At 35.8% G+C, this 24365-nt stretch carries 20 protein-coding genes; 7 read left to right on the forward strand and 13 right to left on the reverse strand.

Going from position 1 to position 24365, the window contains the following annotated elements; all coding sequences use genetic code 11:
• Positions 1–67: 67 nt before the first annotated feature.
• Positions 68–442: a DoxX family membrane protein gene (locus ABEB31_RS19170; protein ID WP_347053272.1), complete on the reverse strand. Its 375-nt coding sequence runs from the start codon at positions 440–442 to the stop codon at positions 68–70.
• 294 nt (positions 443–736) lie between these two features.
• Between ABEB31_RS19170 and ABEB31_RS19175 the strand changes: the two genes are divergently transcribed.
• The 3 genes from ABEB31_RS19175 (at position 737) to ABEB31_RS19185 (ending at position 5627) form a co-directional block, all read left to right on the forward strand.
• Positions 737–2023 carry an anthranilate synthase component I family protein gene (locus tag ABEB31_RS19175; protein ID WP_347053273.1) on the forward strand — a complete coding sequence of 429 codons (1287 nt, stop codon included), beginning with the start codon at positions 737–739 and terminating at the stop codon, positions 2021–2023.
• A gap of 200 nt (positions 2024–2223) precedes the next feature.
• Positions 2224–3534, forward strand: a complete 1311-nt coding sequence (gene tilS / locus ABEB31_RS19180; protein ID WP_347053274.1) for a tRNA lysidine(34) synthetase TilS — start codon at positions 2224–2226, stop codon at positions 3532–3534.
• The gene (locus ABEB31_RS19185; protein WP_347053275.1) at positions 3534–5627 is read left to right on the forward strand and encodes a protein-disulfide reductase DsbD family protein; all 2094 of its coding nucleotides are present in this window, start codon (positions 3534–3536) and stop codon (positions 5625–5627) included. The genes tilS and ABEB31_RS19185 overlap by 1 nt, the downstream gene beginning before the upstream one ends.
• 211 nt (positions 5628–5838) lie before the next feature.
• Here the strand turns inward: ABEB31_RS19185 and ABEB31_RS19190 are convergent, their stop codons facing one another.
• A complete protein-coding gene (locus tag ABEB31_RS19190) occupies positions 5839–7155 on the reverse strand; it encodes an ammonium transporter (RefSeq protein ID WP_347053276.1) in 1317 nt (438 codons plus the stop codon).
• A gap of 315 nt (positions 7156–7470) precedes the next feature.
• On the opposite strand from ABEB31_RS19190, the gene ABEB31_RS19195 reads away from it, so the two are divergent.
• Both ABEB31_RS19195 and ABEB31_RS19200 read left to right on the forward strand, forming a co-directional pair.
• On the forward strand, positions 7471–8442 hold the full coding sequence (locus ABEB31_RS19195; RefSeq protein ID WP_347053277.1) for a Gfo/Idh/MocA family protein: 972 nt from the start codon (positions 7471–7473) through the stop codon (positions 8440–8442).
• 77 nt (positions 8443–8519) lie between these two features.
• Complete coding sequence (locus ABEB31_RS19200; protein ID WP_347053278.1) at positions 8520–10055, forward strand: YifB family Mg chelatase-like AAA ATPase; 1536 nt, start codon at positions 8520–8522, stop codon at positions 10053–10055.
• Between the two features lie 30 nt (positions 10056–10085).
• On the opposite strand, the gene ABEB31_RS19205 is transcribed toward ABEB31_RS19200, so the two are convergent.
• From ABEB31_RS19205 to ABEB31_RS19250, 10 genes are all read right to left on the reverse strand, one after another.
• Positions 10086–10949 carry an alpha/beta hydrolase gene (locus tag ABEB31_RS19205; RefSeq protein WP_347053279.1) on the reverse strand — a complete coding sequence of 288 codons (864 nt, stop codon included), beginning with the start codon at positions 10947–10949 and terminating at the stop codon, positions 10086–10088.
• An 82-nt stretch (positions 10950–11031) separates the two neighbouring features.
• Positions 11032–11535 (reverse strand): SRPBCC family protein, encoded by a 504-nt coding sequence (locus ABEB31_RS19210; protein ID WP_347053280.1) that lies wholly within the window; start codon positions 11533–11535, stop codon positions 11032–11034.
• A gap of 29 nt (positions 11536–11564) precedes the next feature.
• Positions 11565–12065 carry an SRPBCC family protein gene (locus ABEB31_RS19215; RefSeq protein ID WP_347053281.1) on the reverse strand — a complete coding sequence of 167 codons (501 nt, stop codon included), beginning with the start codon at positions 12063–12065 and terminating at the stop codon, positions 11565–11567.
• On the reverse strand, positions 12055–12381 hold the full coding sequence (locus tag ABEB31_RS19220; RefSeq protein WP_347053282.1) for an ArsR/SmtB family transcription factor: 327 nt from the start codon (positions 12379–12381) through the stop codon (positions 12055–12057). The genes ABEB31_RS19215 and ABEB31_RS19220 overlap by 11 nt, the downstream gene beginning before the upstream one ends.
• A 332-nt stretch (positions 12382–12713) precedes the next feature.
• Positions 12714–13418, reverse strand: coding sequence for a M949_RS01915 family surface polysaccharide biosynthesis protein (locus ABEB31_RS19225; protein WP_347053283.1), 705 nt, complete (start codon positions 13416–13418; stop codon positions 12714–12716).
• 5 nt (positions 13419–13423) lie between these two features.
• On the reverse strand, positions 13424–13912 hold the full coding sequence (locus ABEB31_RS19230; RefSeq protein WP_347053284.1) for a YegJ family protein: 489 nt from the start codon (positions 13910–13912) through the stop codon (positions 13424–13426).
• Positions 13913–14037: 125 nt separating this feature from the next.
• Positions 14038–15198 carry an acetyltransferase domain-containing protein gene (locus ABEB31_RS19235; protein WP_347053285.1) on the reverse strand — a complete coding sequence of 387 codons (1161 nt, stop codon included), beginning with the start codon at positions 15196–15198 and terminating at the stop codon, positions 14038–14040.
• A gap of 192 nt (positions 15199–15390) precedes the next feature.
• A complete protein-coding gene (locus ABEB31_RS19240) occupies positions 15391–15759 on the reverse strand; it encodes a hypothetical protein (RefSeq protein WP_347053286.1) in 369 nt (122 codons plus the stop codon).
• A 63-nt stretch (positions 15760–15822) separates the two neighbouring features.
• Positions 15823–16275 (reverse strand): hypothetical protein, encoded by a 453-nt coding sequence (locus tag ABEB31_RS19245; RefSeq protein ID WP_347053287.1) that lies wholly within the window; start codon positions 16273–16275, stop codon positions 15823–15825.
• 154 nt (positions 16276–16429) lie between these two features.
• Positions 16430–18364, reverse strand: coding sequence for an amino acid permease (locus ABEB31_RS19250; protein WP_347053288.1), 1935 nt, complete (start codon positions 18362–18364; stop codon positions 16430–16432).
• Between the two features lie 442 nt (positions 18365–18806).
• On the opposite strand from ABEB31_RS19250, the gene ABEB31_RS19255 reads away from it, so the two are divergent.
• Entirely contained in the window at positions 18807–19961 is a 1155-nt protein-coding gene (locus ABEB31_RS19255; protein ID WP_347053289.1) for a Gfo/Idh/MocA family protein, read from the forward strand.
• Between the two features lie 244 nt (positions 19962–20205).
• Here ABEB31_RS19255 and ABEB31_RS19260 read toward each other — a convergent pair whose 3' ends face one another.
• Complete coding sequence (locus tag ABEB31_RS19260) at positions 20206–23112, reverse strand: FAD-binding and (Fe-S)-binding domain-containing protein (RefSeq protein WP_347053290.1); 2907 nt, start codon at positions 23110–23112, stop codon at positions 20206–20208.
• A 198-nt stretch (positions 23113–23310) separates the two neighbouring features.
• Between ABEB31_RS19260 and ABEB31_RS19265 the strand changes: the two genes are divergently transcribed.
• On the forward strand, positions 23311–24123 hold the full coding sequence (locus ABEB31_RS19265; RefSeq protein ID WP_347053291.1) for a mechanosensitive ion channel family protein: 813 nt from the start codon (positions 23311–23313) through the stop codon (positions 24121–24123).
• Positions 24124–24365 lie beyond the last annotated feature (242 nt).

Raw genomic sequence — 24365 nt, forward strand, 5'->3', positions numbered from 1 at the left:
AAAAGTCCGTACCGTCCTTTCAAACCGGAAAGAACGGGACGGACTTTTTATTATTATTTTCAAATCTTTATGCAGTAAAAATACTTCTGTAATTATCCCAATATCTGTAAATCAAAAATAAATTGCCAATAAACAAAAGTATGGCAATTGGAAGTCCCTCCGGAGCGAGAAAATAATTGATAAACAAAATATTTACTGTAATGGGCAGGATCAAAATATTGGCTAAAGTTACATAACGTCCAGTTACAAATGCAATTCCACAAAGCAATTCAATTGATTTAGCGAGCGGCATCAAATAAGTAGAAGCCATTAAACCTACATTAAAAGCCTTGAAATTTCCAGTAGTTTCTGGTTCAGGCATTAAATGGAAAAAATAACTGATGGAGGCAAAAAGTAACAACAAACCAATTAAAACACGGACAATAATAGTGGCAATTTTCATAGACTTAGGATTTTTTAAGGTTAAAAAATATAATTAAGTTATTGGAAAAGATGCAGTCTAAGTCTCAAATTAGAATCAAAAATCACTTTTTTTTGAGATTCCTTTTTAAGTATTCACATTAAATCAATTCGATATTTGAGTATATCTAATTGTATATCAAATATAATGAATTTTTTCTTATGAAATTGCTGCATTTTTGACAGTTTCACAACTCAGCTAATTCTTTGCCTAATTTTTTGCTTCTGTGAGTAAAGGAATTTTGTCGTAATTTTGAAATCTAAAATTTATCTATTTTTGAGAGTTTCCATTCATAAAAATATTACCCATCCCAAACTGTTTAAGGAACAGCTTTTAAGTTGGTCGCAGCAATTTCGCGAAGTCATTTTTTTAGACAGCAATTCCTATCCGCAGGAATATTCCAGTTTTGATTTCGTGCTGGCTGTCGATGCTTTTACATCTTTAAAAACAGATTATTTTAATGCTTTTGAGGATTTAAAACAGTATCAGCAAAATACAAAAGACTGGCTGTTTGGATATCTTTCGTATGATTTGAAAAATGATACTGAAAACCTTAAATCTAATAATTTTGACGGATTAAATTTTCCCGATTTGTTTTTCTTTCAGCCTAAAAAAGTTTTTATCCTGAAAGAAAACCAACTTGAAATTCAGTATTTAATGCTTTGTGATGACGAGCTTGAAGAGGATTTTGATGCTATTCTGAGAGTAAATCCGAATCAATCTGAAAGCGTAGAAAACCTGAAGATACAACAGCGTATTTCTAAAGAAGTATATGTTGAAAAAGTAAAAAAAATGCTGGAACACATTCATATTGGAGATATGTACGAAGCTAATTTCTGTATGGAATTTTATGCTGAAAACGCCATTATCAACCCAATGGAAAAATTTCTGAAGCTGAATGAAATTTCACAGGCACCTTTTGCGGTTTATTTTAAAAACAACAAACAGTTTTTACTTTCTGCGTCGCCCGAACGTTATTTAAAAAAAGTTGGAGATAAGATTATTTCCCAGCCAATTAAAGGGACTTCTAAGCGTTTTTCAGATTCGGTTAATGATGAAGAATCCAAAGCTGCTTTGAATTCTGATGAAAAAGAAAGAGCCGAAAATATTATGATTACCGATTTGGTACGAAATGATTTATCGCATACCGCGCAAAAAGGTTCAGTTGAAGTCAAAGAACTTTGCAAAATCTATTCTTTTCTTCAGGTGCATCAGATGATATCTACTGTAACTTCAAAATTAGATCCACAATATTCTCCTATTGATGTTTTAAAAACAACCTTCCCGATGGGAAGTATGACCGGAGCGCCAAAAATTTCTGTGATGAAAATCATTGAAAATCTTGAAGAAACCAAAAGAGGCTTATACAGCGGAGCATTAGGCTATTTTACTCCTGAAGGTGATTTTGATTTTAATGTCGTGATACGAAGTATTCTATACAATCAGGAAAATAGATATGTCTCATTTTCTGTAGGAAGCGCTATTACATCGCTTTCGGTTCCGGAAAAAGAGTATGAGGAATGTCTTCTCAAAGCAAAAGCAATGCACGAAGTTTTAAGATAGATTTTAGCAGATAATTTTTCGAATTGCATAAATTATTTTAAGTACATAAAATGTTTTGCCAATTTAATCTTTTTGATATTTAATACAAAAATATTAGTCTAATTGAAGTTTACAATGGAATTCGTCTAATTCGCGGCAAAAAAAACATGCTTAACATTTCGTTTGAAAAATAAACAAAACTTATTCTTTACTTTTATAAAATGTTTTCAAAATTTCAAAATCATATCCATTCGAGATTTCCATTTTTGGCAGAAAAAAAACTTTTCCTGGCTGTTAGCGGCGGATTAGACAGTATGGTTTTACTTCATTTATTGCATCAGCTGCCTTATGAAATTGCCGTTTTGCATTGCAATTTTCAACTGCGTGGAGTAGAAAGTTTTGGCGATCAGGAATTTATCCAACATTATTGTAAGGAAAACAATATTCCGGTTTTTACCACACATTTTGATACAGAAGCTTTTGCTAAAGATTATAAATTATCTACGCAGGTTGCTGCGAGAGAACTTCGATACAGTTGGTTTTACGAAACTTTAGAAGAGAAAAACTTCGATTATATCTTAACCGCACATCATGCCGATGATAATCTGGAAACCTTTATTATCAATCTGACCCGCGGAACTGGTTTGGAAGGTCTTACCGGAATTCCCGAACAGAATGATAAAATTATCCGGCCGCTTTTGCCTTTTTCAAGGGAGGAAATTCTTCAATACGCTCAGGAAAATGCCATTGAATGGCGGGAAGACTCCAGTAATGCGTCTAATAAATATCTTCGAAATAAGATTCGTCATGATTTAGTTCCGATGTTCAAAGAAATCAATCCTAATTTTCTGGATGCTTTTCAGAAAACACAATCGTATCTGCAGGAATCTCAGGAAATGGTTGAAGATGCATCTATAATGATTTATCAGCAAGTGGCAAAAGAGGCCGGTGATGATATTCATTTCGATTTGAATCAGTTAAAAAAACTGCCCAATTATAAATCTTATTTGTATCAATGGCTAAATGAATTTGGGTTTTCTGCGTGGAATGATATTTACGACTTGGCTGACGGACAATCGGGTAAACAAGTTTTTTCTGAAGAATTCAGATTATTGAAAAATCGCGAAACTTTGATTTTAAGCCCCTTTTCCGGAAGGGAAGAAAAGGAAGAATTTGAGATTAACGAAAATGTTTCAGAAGTTAATTTTCCCTTAAAAATGACGCTTTGTAACGTAGGTCACACAACATACGATTCAAATAGAGCTATATTTGTCGACGCTGATAAAATCCGTTTTCCTTTACTTTTACGTAAATGGAAAGAAGGCGATGTTTTTCATCCTTTTGGAATGAACGGCAAATCGAAAAAAGTAAGCAAACTTTTTAAAGACGAAAAATTATCTTTAATCGAAAAAGAAAAAGTCTGGATCTTATGTTCTGAAAATCAAATCGTCTGGATTGTTGGAATACGGCAAGATGAACGCTTTAAAATCGAAAAAACTACGAATAAAATATTAAAATTAGAATTGCAATAATGAACTTTACTCAAAATCCACAGATCAGTTTGTCAAAAAATATCTGGACTAAAACTATTTTACTTTTCTTGTTGTTCTTTGCTTTTACATCAGTAAATGCTCAAATGGTAGAACCTGTAAAGTGGACTTCTAAAATTGAAAAAAAATCGGGCAATAATGCAGTGGTAATTTTTGAAGGAACAATAGAAAAAGAATGGCATGTCTATTCTCAGTTTACACCTGACGGAGGACCGCTCGCTCTTGAGGTTTCCTTTAAAAATCAAAAAGGAAATTACGAACTAGTCGGAAAAGCCAAAGAAGGAAAAACCAGAAAAGCCTTTAATGATGTTTTTGGCGTTGATGAAATTTTCTTTGAAGGAAAAGCACGTATCGAACAGGAGATTAAAATTATAAATCCGAACTTAAAATCTGTTGATGCAGAATTGGATTACCAGGTTTGTAAAGAAGTCTGCATTAATTCTAACAAGAAATTCTCCATTACCGTTCCGTCTTCTTTTAATACCGCAAATATTGCAACTGTCGCAGAAGCAAAAACAGATGATACAAAAAGAGAAGGTCTTGCAATTGATACTGCCAAGCCCGCAGTAGAGAAAGTTAAAGCTGAAGAGATTAAAACTGAACCGGAAGTTGCTGTAGACACAGAAATTGCTGCTCCGGCGCCATCAAGAAGTTTATGGTCTATCTTTTTTATTGCCTTTTTATCAGGATTCGCAGCATTATTAACGCCATGCGTTTTTCCAATGATTCCGATGACAGTAAGTTTCTTCACTAAACAAAGTAAAAGTCGTGCAAAAGGAATTAGAAATGCTATTATATACGGACTTTCGATAATCGCCATTTATGTTGTATTGGGGTTAATTGTAACTAAAATATTTGGTGCAGATGCGTTAAATGCTTTATCTACAGATGTTTGGTTCAATTTAATATTCTTTGTAATCTTAATCGTTTTTGCCACTTCGTTTTTAGGCGCTTTTGAAATTATGCTTCCCAATTCATGGGCAAATAAAGCCGACCAACAAGCTGACAAGGGCGGACTTATAGGAATCTTGTTTATGGCTTTGGCTTTGGCAATTGTATCTTTTTCCTGTACAGGGCCAATTGTTGGTACTTTATTGGTTGAGGCGGCATCAAACGGAGGAATTGCTCCGGTTGTCGGAATGTTAGGATTTTCGTCTGCATTGGCACTTCCTTTTATGTTATTTGCTATGTTCCCGGGCTGGTTAAATTCATTGCCAAAATCAGGAGGATGGCTAAATACGGTAAAAGTGGTACTTGGATTCTTAGAATTGGCTTTGGCTTTTAAATTTTTATCCAATGCCGATTTGGTTTTACAACTACATTTCTTAGAAAGAGAAGTATTTATCGCAATCTGGATCGCCATTTTTGGAGCTTTGACATTGTATTTATTTGGAAAAATTACATTGCCTCATGACAGTCCGATGCAGCATATTTCTGTCGGAAGATTGTATTTAGGATTATTAACTTTAGTATTTACCATGTATTTAATTCCAGGACTTTGGGGAGCACCTTTAAAACTAATCAGTGCTTTCCCGCCACCGCCGCAATACAGCGAAAGTCCATTTGGAGTTGGCGGATCATCCAATGGGGGAATTTCTTCAGAGGCAGGTAAAGGTCTTCCTGACGGTGCAGAATTAGGACCGCACGGAATTATGGTATTTCACGATTATGAAGATGGCTTAGCTTACGCTAAAGAAATTAAAAAACCAATTATGCTTGATTTTACAGGTTATGCCTGTGTAAATTGCAGGAAAATGGAAAATAATGTGTGGTCTGATCCTGCTGTTTTGCCAATTCTAAAAAATGATGTGGTTCTGATTTCTCTTTATGTAGATGATAAAAGAGAATTACCAAAAGAGGAACAGTTTACAACTAAAGCCGGAGATAAAATCATAACTGTTGGAGATAAATGGACCGATTTTATGATTTCTAAATATAAAACGAATACACAGCCACTTTACGTTTTAACTGATCTTGAAGGGAAAAATCTACACACTGATAAACCAACAATTAGTTATGTAAGTACTGATGAATATTTGAAATGGCTTCAAAAAGGGATTGCTAATTTTAAGTAAGCTTCTTTTTGTTTGAGGTTTCAGGTTTAAAGTTTCAGGTTTAAAGTTTCAGGTTTTTCAACAGAATAAAGTATAATTTTACTTCTGGTTTCAGTTTATCTATCAGGTTTCTTAAAGAATCTATAATTTAAAATCTACAATAAATCAAAAGCACTCTAAGTCAAATTTAGAGTGCTTTTTTTATCAAGTAACGAAAGTGAAAATTAATTTCTTATAAAAATTCTCCGTGTTGAGAGATGTCTAATCCTAACTCTTCTTTTTCCTCAGTAACTCTTAGCGGCGTAATTTTGTTAACAATGAAGAATAAAGCATAAGAAGCGACAAATGCAAAGATTGAAACAATAACCAAAGCAGTTAACTGATTGATAAATAAAGTTGGGGTTCCGAAAATTAAACCTTGATTATCTCCAACTGCAGGATTAATTGCTTTTGAAGCAAAAACTCCCGTCAACAACATTCCTACCATACCACCAACACCGTGGCAGGCGAATACGTCTAATGCATCGTCGATTTTTCCTTTAGGGAATTTGCTTACTACAATGTTACTTACAATGGCAGAAAATAAACCGATAAAGATGGCGTGAGAAATACTTACAAAACCAGCAGCAGGAGTAATAGCAACCAAACCTACAACAGCTCCGATACATGCACCAAGTGCAGATAATTTATGTCCTAAAATTTTATCCAGGAAGACCCATGCCATTGCAGCAGCGGCAGCGGCAACAGTAGTTGTTCCTAAAGCCTGTGCAGCAAGACCGTTTGCCCCCAAAGCAGATCCGGCGTTGAAACCAAACCATCCGAACCAAAGTAAACCTGTTCCTAATAATACATATGTAATTCTCGCAGGATTTGCTTTTTGAACTTTTCTTTTTCCTAAGAAGATTGCTCCGGCCAATGCAGCCCAGCCCGCACTCATGTGTACAACAGTTCCTCCGGCGAAGTCAAGAACTCCCATTTTGAAGAAAACTCCGTCAGGATGCCATGTCATGTGAGCAAGAGGCGTATATATCAGTAATATGAATAAAACCATGAACAATAAATAAGCCCAGAAACGAATACGTTCTGCAAATGCACCTGTAATTAATGCAGGAGTAATGATGGCAAATTTTGCCTGAAATAATGCGAATAATATAAAAGGAATTGTTGGTGCAAGGCTCCAGGCAGTATTTGTTCCAACGCCTTCGAAGAATAAGTTATAAGACGGATTTCCTATAATGCCTCCAATTGTTGGTCCAAAAGCTAATCCAAAAGCAACAACTGTCCATAGAATAGTAACAATTACCATTGCCATAAAACTTTGAAGCATCGTACTAATTACGTTTTTCTTACCGACCATTCCTCCGTAGAAAAATCCTAAACCAGGAGTCATTAACAATACAAATGCAGTTGCCACGATCATCCATGCAGTATCTCCCGTGTCAAACTTTACTGCTTCTGCCGGAATGGGGTTATCGGCAATAATAAAATTCGAAATAAAGGTTAGTACTAAAATAGTGATAAGAATCACACTTAAAATAATTTTTCGCATAGTTATTTAGTTTTAAATTTTTTATAAAAGTATAAAATGATTTGACACCCCATAAAAAAACAGGGTTGTTGGTGTAATTTTTATTAAATTTAAAATTTAACCCCTATCATTTTGAATGAATTTCTTAAAACAAACTTAAAATTTACAATATGACAACATTTTTTTTACCCTTTACATAAGTTTTAATAATTTTAAGGTTAAATGGTTGCTGTTTTTTGTAAGATATTAGATATTTGTTATTTAAAAAACAGCTTATCTTTTTAACATTGATATATTTTTAATCTTTTTAACAATTTTGGCAATCATAATACAAGTATGAAAAACAGGAAAATAAAATGGGGAATAATTGGACCCGGAAATATAGCAAGTCAGTTTGCTGCTGACCTATTATTAATAGAAAATGCTGAATTGACGGCCGTTGCTTCCCGCGACATTTCTAAAGCAAATGAATTTGCCAGGATTTTCAACGCTTCTAAAACATACGATTCTTATGATTTACTATTTGAAGATCCGGAAGTAGAAATCGTATATATCGCCACTCCTCATAATTCGCATGCAGAATTGTCAATAAAAGCACTAAAAAACGGTAAACATGTTCTTTGCGAAAAACCAATGTCGCTATCTTATAATGATGCAGAAAGAATGATTGAAGCATCCAGAGCACATAATAAATTTTTTATGGAAGCCTTCTGGACCAGATTCATTCCGGCGGTAAAGGATGTTTTGCATAAAATTAATAGTGGAATAATAGGAAAGGTGAACTATGTAAAAGCCGATTTTGCTTTTCACGGAAGTGAAACAGAAAATAAAAGACTTTTTGATCCCGAACTTGGTGGGGGAGCATTGTTTGATATCGGAGTTTATCCCCTATTCCTTTCTTATATATTATTAGGGAATCCAAAAGAGGTAATAGCAAGCGTCATTAAACATAAAAATAATATCGATTTGCAGACTTCAATGCTACTAAACTATGAAGCTGCTCAATCTGTCCTGCATGCTTCTATTGTTTCTGAATCTGATATGAAAGCAGTGATTTCGGGAACAGAAGGACGTATCGAATTAAATGCGCCTTGGTACGTTGCCAATAGCTACTCCTTATTTAAGAAAGACAAACAAACTGTTTATGATTTTCCCACTTTAGGAAAAGGATATGCCCATGAAATTTTAGAATGTCAAAATTGTATTTTAAATAATCAAATTGAAAGTACACTTTGGTCACATCAAAATAGTCTGGATTTAAGTAAGATTGTAGAAGATATTAAAACCCTAATTAAACTTCCATTTTAAATAGATTTTTTTTGTAATAAAATATTTACATTTAATTATTTTTCATTAGTTTTAAAAATATTTAATGAAAAATAATTATGCTAACAAAAGTTTATGGAAGTGCCGTGTTTGGGGTTGAGGCTACAACAATTACAGTTGAAGTTCATATGGATAAAGGAATTGGTTATCACTTAGTTGGACTTCCCGACAGCGCCATTAAAGAAAGTAGTTTCAGAATTGCAGCAGCGCTCAAAAATAATGGTTATAATATGCCTGGCAAAAGAATAACCATCAATATGGCTCCGGCAGATCTCAGAAAAGAAGGCTCTTCGTATGATCTTACCCTTACAATGGGAATTCTTGTTGGCTCTGACCAGATAAAAGCGCCGGAAATTGAACAATATATTATTATGGGAGAGCTTTCTCTCGACGGAAGTCTGCAGCCGATTCGGGGCGCACTGCCAATTGCAATAAAAGCTAAAGAAGAAGGATATAAAGGCTTTTTTCTTCCTGTACAAAATGTAAAAGAAGCTGCCATTGTAGCAGGTTTAAATGTGTACGGAGTTTCAAATCTTAAAGAAATAATCGATTTTTTTGCCGGAAAAGGCACGCTTGAGCCTACGGTTATAGATACAAGAGCCGAATTCTACAAAACCCTGGATTTTCCCGAATTTGATTTTTCCGATGTTCGTGGTCAGGAAAGCATTAAAAGATGTATGGAAATTGCTGCAGCCGGCGGACATAATATTATTTTAATAGGACCTCCGGGAGCCGGTAAAACAATGCTGGCAAAAAGGGTTCCGAGCATTTTGCCTCCAATGACTTTACGTGAAGCTCTGGAAACTACAAAAATTCACAGTGTTGCCGGAAAATTAAAAGAAGTCGGATTAATGAACCAAAGACCCTTCAGAAGTCCGCACCACACTATTTCCAATGTCGCACTTGTTGGCGGAGGCAGCTATCCGCAGCCGGGAGAAATCTCAATGGCACATAATGGCGTGTTATTTCTGGATGAATTACCGGAATTTAAAAGAGATGTACTCGAAGTAATGCGCCAGCCTTTAGAAGATCGTGAAGTAACTATTTCACGTGCTAAGTTTACCATTACCTATCCGTCTTCCTTTATGTTGGTGGCCAGTATGAATCCAAGTCCAAGCGGATTTTTTAATGATCCAAGCACCCCTAATACCTCCTCACCCCACGAAATGCAGCGGTATATGAGTAAGATCTCCGGACCTCTTTTAGACAGAATTGATATTCACATCGAAGTGACTCCGGTTCCCTTTGAAAAATTGGCTGAGGAAAGAAAAGCAGAAAGCAGTGTAGAAATTCGCAAACGTGTAACAGCAGCACGTGAGATTCAGACCAAACGTTTCGAAAATATTGAAAATGTACATTACAATGCACAAATGAGCAGCAAATTAATTAGAGAATATTGTGTGCTGGATGAAGCCTCCAAACAACTATTAAAAACCGCTATGGAACGATTAAATCTTTCTGCGAGAGCATACGACAGAATTTTAAAAGTTTCCAGAACTATTGCAGATTTAGATAATTCCGAGAATATAATTTCGTCGCACATTGCAGAAGCAATTCAATACCGAAGTTTAGACCGCGAAGGCTGGCTGGGTTAGATTTTTCAGCACATAAATCAAAATCAAATTTTATTCTTTCACTATGGGATAGAAAAACTTAAAAGAATTGGCAACTGCAGGATGCAAAATTGTACCATGGTTTTCATCGGGGAAGTAATCAAAATAGACTTTCAGATTTTTATTCTTTAAAGCTTTAATTTTTTCTGCTAATAAATTGGCGTCAACTTCCATAACACGGGGAATTTCCGTTGGCGTCAAACCTTCTTTTCCCACTGCGATGTAGATCTCGGTAGGCTGTTTCAAATTTTGTGTAAGAATTTCAGAATTTAAGTTTAGTAAAGAACCATTATCCCACCATAAACTCGGACTAACAATAACATATTTATTAAAAAGAAATGGTTTTTTAAGCAGGATTTCCGTTTCTAATAATCCGCCTAAAGACTGACCAATAATCGTTTTAGATTCAGTGGTTTTGTACTTTTTATCAATAAAAGGCTGTAATTCCTTTTCAATAAAAGCAATAAATTGATCCGAATGCCCGGTTGTCGGAAAACGGGCTTTATCCTTTTCTATCGTCGTAGGAAAAGTAAAATCTCTTCTTCGGTCTACGGTTGCAATTCCGACCACTATGGATTTAGGAACCTGATTTACCCATTCAAAACTATTAAATTGAACCAATCCCGTAATGTGAATAAAATCCTCATCTGCAGAACCGTCTAATAAATAAATGACCGGATATTTTGTGTCAGCTTCTGCGCTATAACCTTCCGGAAGATAAATATTCAGAATTCTTTTTTCGTTTAATTCCTTAGATTGAATTTCCTCAATTACACCCAACACAAAAGGTCTGCTTTCAGCAGGTGCTGATTTATTTTTTTGGCTGTGTAAAAGTGGAGAGAAAAGAAGTAAAAAGGCCAGGGCAAATTTGTTCATCGAAATAGAGTAAGATAATTTGTAAACGAAATTACGAATTTAATCTCACCCGCTTTTCTTTTATCCCGGCCTTTTAAAATAACTAGCGGTCTTTTTGATCAAAGATTTTATCCAGACCTTCCATGGCAATGGTAAAACCTTCTTTGAAACCCATTTGAATAATCATTTCCAAATCTGAAAGTTTTTCATGTCTGATTTGAATATCCACAAACGTATTTCCATCTTGTTCTGTAAAGTTTACATTCCAGTCAGAACGCGGAAATTCAGCATTTAGATTTCCTTCACTGTCGCAAAAAGCATCCAGATATTTAAAATTAGTTTTTGGAGCAATCGATTTAAAATCAGCAATAGCCCAATGTTCTTCGCCCGCGGGACCTAACATGGCATACAATCTGCGACCGCCTTCTTTAAACTCCATATTCTTGGTTTTAGATTTCCACGGAGCCGGAGCCCACCATTGATCTAAAATTTCAGGTTCTGTCCAGGCCGACCAAACCGTTGCAAGATCAGCATTAAATTCACGTTTTACATGCACCGAACTCGTTTCCTTATTTACGATAAAATCCATTAATAAATTATTTTTCATATTTCTGCGATTTAAAATTTGATACAATTTTACTTTTTGGCTTCAAATATTGCATCCAGACTTTTCAGTGCAACGGTAAATCCTTCTTTGAAACCCATTTCTATAATTTTTTCCAATTCTTCCCAACTGTCTCTGGTAATCGAAATATCGACAATGGTCACATCTTCTTTTTCAGAAAAATTAACATCCCAATGTGAACTGCCAAATTGCGAATTCGGCTTTCCATCGGCATCACAAAAAGTCGAAGAATATTTAAAATTAGTTTTAGGAGAAATCGAGGTATAGTCAAAACTACTCCAGTTTTCCTGCCCCTCTGGTCCTACCATTGCATAAAGCCTGCGTCCGCCTTCTTTAAATTCCATGCTCACCGTTTTCGACTTAAAAGGAGCCGGCGCCCACCATTGGTCCAAAATTGCGGCTTCTGTCCATGCAGACCACACTTCCGGAAGTGCAGCATTAAATTCACGCTGTATATTTACAGTTTTGTTTTCCTTGTCTACCGTAAAATTCATTTGCAAATCATTTTTCATTTTCTTTAGGTTTTAAGTTAAATAACACTTGATCCAATTGACTAAAACGCTGTTCCCAGAGCACTTTAAATTGCTCCAGCCAACGGTCAATTTCTTTCATTTTATCAATTTTGAGCTGATAATAAATTTCACGGCCCATTTTTTTTTCTTCCAGTAAATCACATTCATTCAGTATTTTGATATGTTTGGAAACCGCCTGTCTCGTAGTCTGAAACTTTTCTGCAATAGCATTTGGCGTCAGTGCGCTTGAAGAGATCAATACCAAAATCGCTCTTCTCGTCGGGTCGGCAATCGCCTGAAAAACATCTCTCTTCATTAGATTAAAAATAAAATTAGCAACTAATCAGTTGCAAATATAAGCAACTTTTTGGTTGCGCAATAATAAATATTGTTTTTTTAAATAAAAAGAGAGTTGTTTTACGAAGAAGTTTGTATTAATTGGATGATGTAGTTCTGTTTATAAGGTAACAAGAACAGTATGATTTTCAATTTATTGAGGAGCAGAAAAATTATTTTTACAAGACCAGCTGTCCCGCTTTCGCCTTTATCTCTTTGTCCCGATTGCCATCGGGACTGCGAGGATATCGGCTCTATCGGGGCTAGTTTAGGCTTTTTGTTTTTCAGAAGAAGGAGAAAAACTAAGAAATTTTATTCTTCCCATTTTTCCATCAGATTTTTATCCCACAATTTTTGGGCAAAATCTTTAAATACTTTAGGGCCTTTCTTAAAATTTTCATCCATTTTAAATTCGCCGCCCAAATAATAATTCTCACCATTATCATGAACTCCAACCTGAACTTTGTTCTCCCCTCTCATCGCATATTTCTGATTTCCTTCGTACATAATTACCTTCATATCAGACGGACTTACATCACCATGACAAACCGTTTTATACATCAGCCAGATTTCGGCAATCCCATTATGGTTAAGATCGGTAACCTGAAAAGTATTTTTTACGAAAGATGCATCGATATCCACAGGACAATCTGAAATAAAATCATAAACGCGCCAGGTTTGTCTGGCGTCATTTGCGGAAACTATATAATGGTACGCAAACAACTCAGCATCTGAACTGTCCTCAAATTCATGTTTAAATTTTTTATTGATGTGGTAACCTGTTTCAGTAGTAATAACAATATTATGGCCTAATTTGTCTTTCCATCGAACCGCATTTTTTACGAAACCTTCATATTTTACAGAAGCAGGAAATTGTGTTGAATCTATTGCTGTAATTTCTAAAGCAGGAAGTTCTTCACTTGCTTTATCTTTTAAATTAACAGGTACTTCTTTTTTTTCATCCGATTTACAATTTGTAAACAAGATTACCAGTAATAGAATAACAATATTTTTCATAGTAATTAGTCGATTTGCATACCGCTTTCAGAATCAAATTGTTTGCGCTCTTCCTCGCTCATATTGTTACGTAAAACTCTTATGGTATAGCCGCCAAATAATTTTCCGTTTTCAAGATACATCCAGTCACTTATTTTAGAAGGATCAACATTAATACTGTCTCCAGCCTTATATTCCGTTACATATTCGGGTGTATTATTTAAAATTCCAACATATTTACCCTCTTTAAATTGTATTGCTCCAACCCACATATGTTCGACTCCTTTTGAGTTCGCAAACTTAACTTTCAATGCCTGACTGTCTGCATTAGGATTTTCTAATCCCTTGTTGAAATCACTTAATGTCTGATTTGCTTTTGCAATTGCATCATTCATCTCCTTGTCTTCACTTTTTACACCATAAATTACTGGTTCATTTTCTCTTTCAATTTTATTGGATTCTTTACAACTTATCAGAAAAAGTACGCTCAAAAAGACGATTAATTTTGTTCTCATTTTTATTAAATTATTTAAAATTGATTTATGAATCCAGTTTTCGAATAACTAATGCTATTTCGATCTGACTTAGAATACCAATGCGAATATAAAGAAATACCTATGAAATTTCTGCAGTATTAATTCTAAATATATTTAAGCCACCAATGCTGATTTTCGGCTTTGTATTTTCCAAACCACTGGCAAGGTTTGTAGAGAATAACCACAACACAAATCCAGATTAAATAGATAGTGCCAAGAGGCAGACCACTTTCTGCACCTTTTGGCCTCCCGAAAGTGCCGGAAGAGAATTCGAACTGCGGCCAGTTAAAACCTTGTGCAAAAAGCATTATCAAGGTTAAAATATGAATGACATAAAAATGTACAACGAAATAAAACAAAGGCACTTTGCCGTAAATTAAAGTTACTTTTTTGGTGTTACTTTGAAACTCCTCTGCAAAAGCAAGCAGCAAAAACATAATTCCTAAAGTGACAAGACAAAACAAAAGAGAAGGTGGATATTTGGTCACATTCATAAAAGATAAAAACGTAAAAACAACATCTTTCTGCGTGGACCACAAAGCGGGATCGCCATAAATATTAATAAACCGAAGTGCGCCAAATAAACTTAAAGCAAGTAAACCAATTTTTAAGAATAATCTCTTTCTCGTTTCTTGTGCCCGCTCAAAGAATTTTCCGGTTGCAAAACCAACCATCATAATTCCCAACCACGGAATTGGCGGATACCCCATTACGAAAGCTCTCTCACCAAACGGAACTACAATCGGGCTAAAAAATGGCGACAGAACGGCTTTTACAACAGAACTTTCTGCAAACGGAATAAGCGGTAAAAGATTGTGGCAAAAAATAATAATTAATCCGGTAATGCCAAGTGTTTTCGGGCGAATTTTCAAGAGCAGTCCCAAAATGAAAAATCCAAATCCTATCGCGGCTATCACTTCGAACAAAAGTGTATGAAAACCAATATCGAAGAACAATCCGAAATTGACAATTGTAAATTCCAGGAATATGAGCCAAAAACCTCTTTTGATCAGAAGCTGACGCTTGTAGGCAATATCATTTTTAGTTTGAAGCGAAAGATAAACTGAAGTTCCGGCAAGAAAAACAAAAATTGGCGCACATAAATGCGTAATCCAACGAGTAAAAAAAAGCAATGGCGAAGTAGTTGCCAAATCGGTCGGACTCTGTGTAATTGAATCGATGTGCATCAAATCCCGAACATGGTCCAAAGCCATAATAATCATTACAATTCCCCGGACTATGTCGATGGATAGCTGTCGTTTCATAATATTGATTTTTAAATACTTAAAGTAAATCTAAGGAATTATTTTTAAGTATGTATAATCGCATTCTAAATAGAATTATCAGGAAATCAACAAATCATGCGATCAATTTAGGGGGACGACATCTTTGATCAAAGTAGAATTGTAAAATAAAAAAGACTTACTAAAGAATCTCCAGCTAAAAAACCGGAGCAATTAATTTTTATTTTTTCTAATTTTTACCTGATACACAATTTCCCAAAACACAATAGAAAAAACAGCATTTGCAAAAATGGCAGTTTTAATTTCGTAAGGATCATATTTGGTCAGTAAATGTAAATCGGCAAATTTTAAAGCCAGAAACATAGACAAAGCCGCAATCGCGAGTGCACAAATTACGTTTAAAATGGGTTTCCATTTTAACGCGGTAAAAGCATATATAAGGTTGAAGGAAGCGAAACCAACTCCCAAAGTTACAAAGGCATCACCATTGAATTTTTCATTTACTTCTAATAAAAAATGTGTTGAAGTAAGATATAAAAAGAAAAGTATAGAATAAATTAAGATTCGTATTTGTGGTTTCATTGCATATTATTTTAACTTTCGAAGTTACGAATTAAAAATGAAGTGTAGATTAGGACAATTAATTTATGGCAATAAGGCTTCTATTTTGTTCTCCGATTTTTCTTTAACAGGACTGTCCGCTTTAAAACTCCAGATAATCAGGAATTTTCCTTTCACCACATATTCTTCGGGATGCTCTTCTGTAGGTTCGCCGGCTTTTCCCCACAATAAGCCTTGTAAAAAACGATCGCCTTTAAAAACATGTTCAAACTCAAAATACATGATAGAACCACGGTCTGCTTTGCTTTTAAAACTCTGAATGGCTTTATTTTTTACCATACCCACAATGTTGCTGTACGTCTCAATATCATTATAAAAAGTACAGGCCTGAGGCGTAATACATATATTTCCGTCGCTAACCATATAACCGCCTTTCGGAATTTCTTTGGGTTTTAATTTTAAATCAGCGATGGTTTGACTTAAGATAGTTGTAGTAAATAATAAGAATAATGCCGACAGGGAAATAGTAGGTTTCATATTTTTGAGGTTGAATTGGGAGGTGCTAAAATATGATTTTTTACTTAAGTTATTTCAAAGTCAGATTATAATTTCACAAAAAAACAAATGATTACACATAAAAAAAAACCGCTTTGAAAATATCCAAAGCGGCTTTTATATTTTACTTTAAGTTCTAACTTTTAACTTCAGCGAAATTAAGCTTACTGTTTTTTCGGCTATAGCCAAAGTATATCAGAAGTCCAATAATTAACCAGACGGTAAAGTAAATCCAGTTCCATACACTTAATTCGGCCATCATGTACAGACAACAAATTAATCCTAAAAGTGGAATTAAGGATAGATTTTTTCTAAATGCCCAAACCGCTAATCCAACCAATACAAATAAGAATATCCACATTGGAATTTTATGTTTGAATAAATGAAAGCCTGTTTCGTATTTTAAAGAATCGTTTATTGGCAAACCTTTTACAACTTCTGCATATTTAGTTTCATCGTCCTGGTATTGTCCCAGCAAATGTTCCAAATCTGATTTTTCATTTCGTTTATCAACTTCAATACTTTTTAAATACACCGAAACTTTATCTGAATCTTCTTTATCCAGAGATGTTATAATAGTTGTGGCGTCAAAAGTCTGCGCTTCATTATTAATAAAAGCCATTGTCGCTTTATTGTTAATTGCAAAGGCATAATACAATCCGATTAGGATTAAAAAAGGCAGAATATATTTTGAATTGATATAAGGCGTTTTGAATTTCCCTCTCGGAATTTCGGGTTTATTCTGCAGTACTAAAACTCCTGCACACACTAGTACAAAGGCAAATAATGTCCCGATGCTGCATAAATCGGTTACCATGGTCAGGTTTAGAAATAAAGCCGGAATCGCAACCACAAAACCAGTTACAATTGTAGCAAAAGATGGTGTTTTGAATTTTGGATGTACTGTAGAAAATTTCTTTGGCAATAATCCGTCACGGCTCATACTCATCCAGATTCTGGGCTGTCCCATCTGGAAAACAAGCAAAACACTCGCCATTGCCACAACAGCACTTACGGCGATAATTCCTGACATCCATCTTAAATCTAATTTCTCAAAAACAAATGCTAAAGGATCTCCAACGTTTAGTTCTGTATAATTGACCATTCCGGTTAAAACTAAAGCAATAGCGATATATAAAATTGTACAGATAATAATCGCCCACATCATTCCGCGTGGTAAATCACGCTGCGGATTTTTACATTCTTCTGCCGTGGTTGAAATGGCGTCAAAACCAATATAAGCAAAGAAAACTGCCGAAACTCCTTTTAAAACACCTCCTACTCCATTTGGTGCAAAAGGATCCCAATTCGCCGTATCTACATAAAATACTCCAACCGCAATTACTAAGAGAACCACGCAAAGTTTTACCACAACCATTAAATTACTCGCGTTACGGGATTCTTTCATTCCCCGGTAAACCAATGCTGTAATTAATATAATAATAAATAGAGCAGGAATATCTGTAACAAAATGGAATGAACCAAATGTAGGTGCCGTTGTCCAGGCTGTGTGCGCATCCTGCAAAGCGGTACTTAAATTCGCAAAAGACTTTCCGCCTCGCATCAAAGCTTCTGCATCATTAAATCCGTTTGAAGCGGTCAGGTAATCCATCTGGATCCATTGCGGCAAATGAATACCGCCACTTTTGAGCAAGCCCGTAAAATAATCACTCCACGATATGGCTACCGTTATATTACCTACAGCATATTCCATAATTAATGCCCAGCCAATAATCCATGCTATAATTTCTCCAAAGGCTACATAAGAATAGGTATAGGCACTTCCTGAAACCGGAACCATAGAAGCAAATTCCGCGTAAGCGAAAGCAGCAAAACTACAAGCCAAAGCCGTAAATAAAAAGAGAAAAATAACCGCCGGACCTCCGTCTGCACTGGCTTTTCCAATAGTACTAAAGATACCGGCACCAACAATCGCTGCAATACCAAAAGCAGTTAAATCTTTAGTCGTCAGGTGTTTTCCTAACGCATCATGACCATCGGCTTCATTTTTTGCAACTTGTCTTAATATATCCTGGACCGTCTTTTTTCGGAATAAATTTGAAAATGCCATATAGTGGTTCTGCAGTTAAAATTAATTTAATTTAGACTTAACGCTTTTATTTTGCAAATAATGCAAAAATTATCTTTATATCAAATATATAAAACGATTTTGTTTTACGGTGTGATTTTTTTTTTGCCACAAACATGATAAGACATGCGTTCTATTTTATTTTAAAAAAACAATAGTGACGAAGTAAAGCAAGCTACTACTATTTTATTTATCTGTGATTGTATTTCCCCTTCCAGATTTGGGTAGAGAATGGCGATTTGTAACTTCAGTATCTGCGTAAATTTTTAATTCTAAACAACAAAATAAGTATCGGAGAGACAAGCCTCCTGTTTCCTTAAAAACCTCTTCGTCATTTCCCACTTAAAAGCTATCTTTATTAAAAATGTAACTTTTCTCTAAATCAGCTTACTAATATGTAACTATTTAACCTAAAAGACAAATTATGGAAAAAATCTCAAGACGTTCTTTTGTAAATAAATTTGGGCTCGGCGTTGGCGCTACGGCTGTCATGACTACGCTTCCTTCTTTTTTAACCGAAAATGAGGAAAACAAACAGCCTTATACCGGGAAAAAATTAAATGTCGCCTTATGCGGATTAGGTGTCTATGCTGAATTACTGGCAGAAGGAATTAAAACCTCTGAATATTGCAGCCTTAACGGAATTATTACCGGAACTCCTTCTAAAGCTGCTACATGGAAAACCAAATACAATATCCCGGAAAAAAATATTTACAATTATGAAAATTTTGATGAAATTGCAAAAAACAAAGACATTGATTTAGTATATGTTGTAACGCCAAACGGACTCCATAAAGAATTTACAATCCGTGCCGCAAAAGCCGGTAAACACGTTATTACCGAAAAGCCAATGGCTATTACCGTGCGGGATTGCGAAGAAATGATAAAAGCCTGCGAGCAGAACAAGGTACAGCTGGCAATTGGATATCGTCTGCATTATGAACCGACGCATTTGGAAATTAAAAGATTGGGGCAGCAAAAAGTTTTCGGACAAATACGTTATATAGAAAGCTCGCTGGGTTATAAAACTTACGATACAGTGGCGAAAGAAGCAGTCAATATAAATGATCGTGACGAATGGAGACTTAATAAAAAGCTGTCGGGCGGTGGTCCGTTAATGGATTTAGGAATTTACTGCATACAGGCAAGCCGATATATTTTAGGTGAAGAACCGATTTCTGTTACTGCACAATTTGGGACGATTAACGATAAAAATCGCTTTTCTGAAACAGAAGAGAGCATATCCTGGCAAATGGTTTTTCCGAGTGGCGCGATGGCAAATTGCAATAGTTCCTGCGGTTATAATATCGACAGAATTTATACCACTGCAGATAATGGATTTTTCGAATTAAGTCCTGCTTTAAGTTATGGTCCGTATACCGGAAAATCATCGCAGAGCCCGATAAAATTTCCACCAATTGCACAACAGCAAACCCAGATGGATGAAATTTCTAAAATGATTTTAGCCAACAAAAAGCTCCCAAATCATATCACCGGTGAAGAAGGGCTTAAAGATATCAAGATTATTAATGCGATTTATAAAGCTGCTGAAACGGGCAAAAAAGTTAGCCTGACATAACTTATTTGTCCACAGATTTATGAGTCAAATCTTTGGCAATATTTCTTTCATGGAGATTAACGCAGATTTTTAATATAATAATTTCCGTAATCCCTGGCAATATTTTTCATGCAGATTTAACAGATTTTAATCTTGATAATCCTTTAATCTGTCGCAATATTTCTTATGCAGATTAATGCAGATTTAAATAAATCAGCATCATCAGCTTAAATCTGTTAAATGTGCGTGAAACAAAAATCAATACCTATTTTAAGCAGCTTCTCAAAATACTAACCGGATGCTGCGCTTCCCTTTTGGTTCCGTCATAAATCTGATGGCGGCATGAAGTTCCTGCAGCGGCAATTTTGACGTTTTCTGCCGTGTTGCGTACTTTTGGAAACAAAGTGTCCTCGCCCATCTGCATGCTGACGTTATAATGTTCCTTTTCATAACCAAAAGATCCCGCCATTCCGCAACAACCTGAATTGTAAATTGTAACTGTATTATTTTTAGGAAGGTTCAGCATTGCAAAAGTCGCTTCGACAGAACTTAAAGATTTCTGATGGCAATGTCCATGAATTTTAATTTCCCTCGTTTCTTCAGAAAATGATTCCGGGGTGATTTTTCCGTCGATGATTTCTTTCTTAAAAAATTCTTCTATTGTAAAAGCATTTCTGGACAATTTTTCAGCAGCTTCTTTATCATCCGCTAAGCGTAAATATTCGTCTCTAAAAGTTAAAATTGCCGATGGCTCTATTCCGACTAAAGGTGCGTTGGCTAAAACCAAATCTTTAAAAACATTTACATTGTGATCGGCAATTTGCTTTGCTTCTTCCAAAAACCCTTTAGAAAGATAAGCTCTTCCACTTTCTTCGTGATCAATAATCAAAACCTGATAACCTAATTTTGTTAAAAGTTCAAAGGCGTCAATTCCGATATTTACGTCATAATAATTCGTGAATTCGTCTACAAATAAATACAATCTTCCGTTTGGAAAATCAGCGGTAGCAGGTTTGTTGCCGTCTAACCATTTTCTAAAAGTCTTTTTCGCTAAAAGCGGAACCTGTCTTTCGGCTGCAATTCCCATTGTTTTTTTAACGAAAGGCTGATTTGAAATAAAATTGGTAACCGACGGGAATTTACTTCCCATTTTATTCAGTTTGGCATTATGGGCAAAAATCTTATTTCGTATCGAAAATCCGTTTGCTTTTTGGTATTGGTATAAAAATTCTGCTTTCAGCGTTGCAACATCTACATTACTCGGGCATTCGATTGCGCAGGCTTTACAGCTTACACACAATTCAAAAACTTCATAAAGTTCTTTCTGGTCAAATTTATTTTCTTTTTCAGAATACGTCAGATATTCGCGTAAAGCATTCGCTCTCGCACGTGTGGTTTCTTTTTCGTTTTTAGTCGCACGATAACTCGGACACATTGCGCCTCCCGCCGATGGTAATTTTCTGCAATCGCCCGAACCGTTGCATTTTTCGGCCGCACGCAGAATTCCTAAACTGTCTGAGAAATCCTGAAACGTTTTAATATCCGGTTCAACGCGTCCGGAAATTACACGATGATTTTCATCCATTTTCAGTGCGTTTACAATCTTACCAATATTCAAAACCGAATTCGGATCAAATGCTAATTTAATACGTTTTAGTAATTCGTAATTTTTATCTCCGATCATAAACGGAATAAATTCCCCGCGGACAATTCCATCGCCGTGTTCCCCGCTTAGTGAACCTCTGTATTTTTTTACCAGATGCGCCACTTCTGTCGCAATGGTTCTGAATAATTTTAAATCTTCTGTTTTCTTCAAATTCAAAACCGGACGCAAATGCAATTCTCCTGCCCCAGCATGCGCATAATAAATGGCTTCCTGACCGTACTTTAACATCATTGCAGAAAATTCAGCAATATATTCCGGTAAATCGTTTACCTCAACCGCGGTATCTTCAATAGAATCCGCCGCTTTGTTATCGCCTACGATACTTCCTAAAAGTCCGAGACCTGCCTTTCTGAGTTCGTTTGCTTTTTCAATATCAGTACCGTAAATTTTTACACTGGCATAGCCGAAATTATGCTTTTCTAAATCTGCAATTAAGGCATCGGCTTGTTTTTCTGCATCCTCCAGACTATGCGATGCCACTTCAAACATCATAATCGCTTTAGGCTCTCCCACTAAAAAGAAACGATTTTTGACATGTTCCCTGTTGGTTTTGGTGCAATCCAGAATCGTATCATCAATCATTTCGCAAGTGTACAAATGATGTTTCATCGCCACTACAACGGATTCCAGAGATTCCTGAATGGTATGATAATGTGCCACGACCATAATATTATGAACGGGTGGTAAATCATCAGCTTTCAGCGTCACTTCGGTTGTAAATGCCAAAGTACCTTCGCTTCCGCAAAGCAGTTTCCCGAGATTAATTGTAGGCTCTGTTCCGCCAAATAATTCTGATTTCAGGAGAATATCCACTGCGTAACCCGTATTTCTGCGGTGAATTTCCGGTTTCGGAAACTCTTTTACAATTTCATCCTGAGCTTCTCTTACAGAAAGTTCGTCGTAAATTGTTTTATATATTTTTTTTTCTAAAGCGTCTCCTTTGGTTTTTTCGATAAATTCCGCCGAAGTTAATTCACCAAAAGTAACTTCTGTTCCGTCACTTAAAATGGCTTTCACTTCTACAATTTTATCTCTCGTAACGCCATATCGTATCGAAGTTGTTCCCGAAGAATTATTTCCTACCATTCCGCCAATCATAGCACGGTTGGAAGTGGAAGTTACAGGAGCAAAAAAAACACCGTGTGGTCTCAGGAATAAATTCAGCTCATCGCGAATTACGCCTGGCTGTACGGTAACGGTTTTCTTTTGGGAATCATACGAAATAATTTTTGTAAAATGTTTCGAAACGTCAATTACCAATCCATCCCCTACTGCCTGTCCGGCGAGCGAAGTTCCGGCTGTTCGTGGCGTAACCGAAATATTATGCGTTGCTGCAAACCGGATTAATTTCGCAATATCTTCAGTTGTTTTAGGCAATGCCACGGCATTGGGCCTGATTCTGTAAACCGAGGCATCGGTAGAATACAGCGTTTTATGAAGCTCATCAAATAAAAGTGTGCCTTCGAGCGTTCCGGCTAGTTGCTCTAAATGAGATTGGGTCAACATGTAAGTAGTGCTTTTTATAAAAATAATTCCTGAAAAACTCAGAACGCAAAGATAAAAATATAGCACGGTAAAATGTTTCAATTTGGCAATTTATCTAGGGCATCCATTATATTTTATAAAATTCTGCAGGAATCGTGTAAAACATTTTTTGAGCGAAAAAAGTAATTTTAAAATTTTACATTTTTTACGCCTTATATTATGGAAAATTTCTTTCAGGACGTTATCAGCCACCTTGAAGGCTATTACAATAGCATTGTCGATCTTACACCAAAATTTATTCTGGCCATTTTGGTCATTCTTGCCTCCTGGTTTATTGCAAGCCGCGTTGGTCTTTTTGCCGGAAACCGTCTGAAAGCGAGAATGCATGACCGCCTGCTCGCCACTTTTATTGCGCGTTTAATTAAATCGTTTTTAATCATTATCGGAATCCTGATGATGTTCCGTATTATTGGTCTGGAAGGCGTTGCCACAAGCATGCTGGCCGGAGCCGGAATTTCTGCTTTTGTAATCGGATTTGCGCTGAAAGATATTGGAGAAAACTTCCTTGCCGGAATCCTGCTGGCTTTTAAACGTCCTTTTAACATTGGTGATATCATTGAAAGTAACGGCGTAAAAGGAGAAGTCATTAACCTTAACCTGCGTGATACTGAAGTAAAAAGTGATTCTAAAATCATTTACATTCCAAACGCACTTTTAATTAAAAATACGCTAACCAACTACAACAGCCAGGGTTTTCTTCTGCAGACTTTCACCATCGGACTCGAATACGGTTCTGACTATACCCGCGCCATCGAACTCGTAAAAGAAGTGTTGGGAAACAGCGAAGATGTAACCGAAAAAGACCATGAAAATGCTGCCGTAATTACAGACGTCGCCGCGGCGGGAGTTATTCATTTAAATATCAGATACTGGATTAAGACAGGTCCATATAACGAAAATTCGGAATGCCGCTCTAAGATTATTGCTGCAGTTTTGAAAAAATTGAAAGAAAATGAGTTTGTTTTGAAATAAGCTTCTGAGTTGCTAAGGAACTAAGGTTCTGAGGTTTTTGTTTTTGTGATTATTTTTTGAACATATCAATAAGAAACTAAAAAATTAAAAAACAATTATCCCCCTGAGCGAAGTCGAAGGCTTTTGAAACTTTGATATGCGATTTTTTTTAAGGAGCAATTTCCAGCTATCCGCTATATCTTTTGTGTCTCGTGAAAAAACGAGACACAAAATGATGCCGCTCCTATCTGGGCTAGGGCAAT

The sequence above is a fragment of the Flavobacterium olei genome (assembly GCF_039749035.1).
GTDB lineage: Bacteria > Bacteroidota > Bacteroidia > Flavobacteriales > Flavobacteriaceae > Flavobacterium > Flavobacterium olei.

Coding starts and splice junctions, on each gene's coding strand:
- ABEB31_RS19170 (WP_347053272.1), bottom strand. CDS start 442: ATGAAAATTGCCACTATTATTGTCCGTGTTTTAATTGGTTTGTTGTTA.
- ABEB31_RS19250 (WP_347053288.1), bottom strand. CDS start 18,364: ATGGCATTTTCAAATTTATTCCGAAAAAAGACGGTCCAGGATATATTA.
- ABEB31_RS19215 (WP_347053281.1), bottom strand. CDS start 12,065: ATGAAAAATGATTTGCAAATGAATTTTACGGTAGACAAGGAAAACAAA.
- ABEB31_RS19195 (WP_347053277.1), top strand. CDS start 7,471: ATGAAAAACAGGAAAATAAAATGGGGAATAATTGGACCCGGAAATATA.
- ABEB31_RS19240 (WP_347053286.1), bottom strand. CDS start 15,759: ATGAAACCACAAATACGAATCTTAATTTATTCTATACTTTTCTTTTTA.
- ABEB31_RS19185 (WP_347053275.1), top strand. CDS start 3,534: ATGAACTTTACTCAAAATCCACAGATCAGTTTGTCAAAAAATATCTGG.
- ABEB31_RS19210 (WP_347053280.1), bottom strand. CDS start 11,535: ATGAAAAATAATTTATTAATGGATTTTATCGTAAATAAGGAAACGAGT.
- ABEB31_RS19260 (WP_347053290.1), bottom strand. CDS start 23,112: ATGTTGACCCAATCTCATTTAGAGCAACTAGCCGGAACGCTCGAAGGC.
- ABEB31_RS19230 (WP_347053284.1), bottom strand. CDS start 13,912: ATGAGAACAAAATTAATCGTCTTTTTGAGCGTACTTTTTCTGATAAGT.
- ABEB31_RS19265 (WP_347053291.1), top strand. CDS start 23,311: ATGGAAAATTTCTTTCAGGACGTTATCAGCCACCTTGAAGGCTATTAC.
- ABEB31_RS19220 (WP_347053282.1), bottom strand. CDS start 12,381: ATGAAGAGAGATGTTTTTCAGGCGATTGCCGACCCGACGAGAAGAGCG.
- ABEB31_RS19200 (WP_347053278.1), top strand. CDS start 8,520: ATGCTAACAAAAGTTTATGGAAGTGCCGTGTTTGGGGTTGAGGCTACA.
- ABEB31_RS19245 (WP_347053287.1), bottom strand. CDS start 16,275: ATGAAACCTACTATTTCCCTGTCGGCATTATTCTTATTATTTACTACA.
- ABEB31_RS19190 (WP_347053276.1), bottom strand. CDS start 7,155: ATGCGAAAAATTATTTTAAGTGTGATTCTTATCACTATTTTAGTACTA.
- ABEB31_RS19205 (WP_347053279.1), bottom strand. CDS start 10,949: ATGAACAAATTTGCCCTGGCCTTTTTACTTCTTTTCTCTCCACTTTTA.
- ABEB31_RS19255 (WP_347053289.1), top strand. CDS start 18,807: ATGGAAAAAATCTCAAGACGTTCTTTTGTAAATAAATTTGGGCTCGGC.
- tilS (WP_347053274.1), top strand. CDS start 2,224: ATGTTTTCAAAATTTCAAAATCATATCCATTCGAGATTTCCATTTTTG.
- ABEB31_RS19235 (WP_347053285.1), bottom strand. CDS start 15,198: ATGAAACGACAGCTATCCATCGACATAGTCCGGGGAATTGTAATGATT.
- ABEB31_RS19225 (WP_347053283.1), bottom strand. CDS start 13,418: ATGAAAAATATTGTTATTCTATTACTGGTAATCTTGTTTACAAATTGT.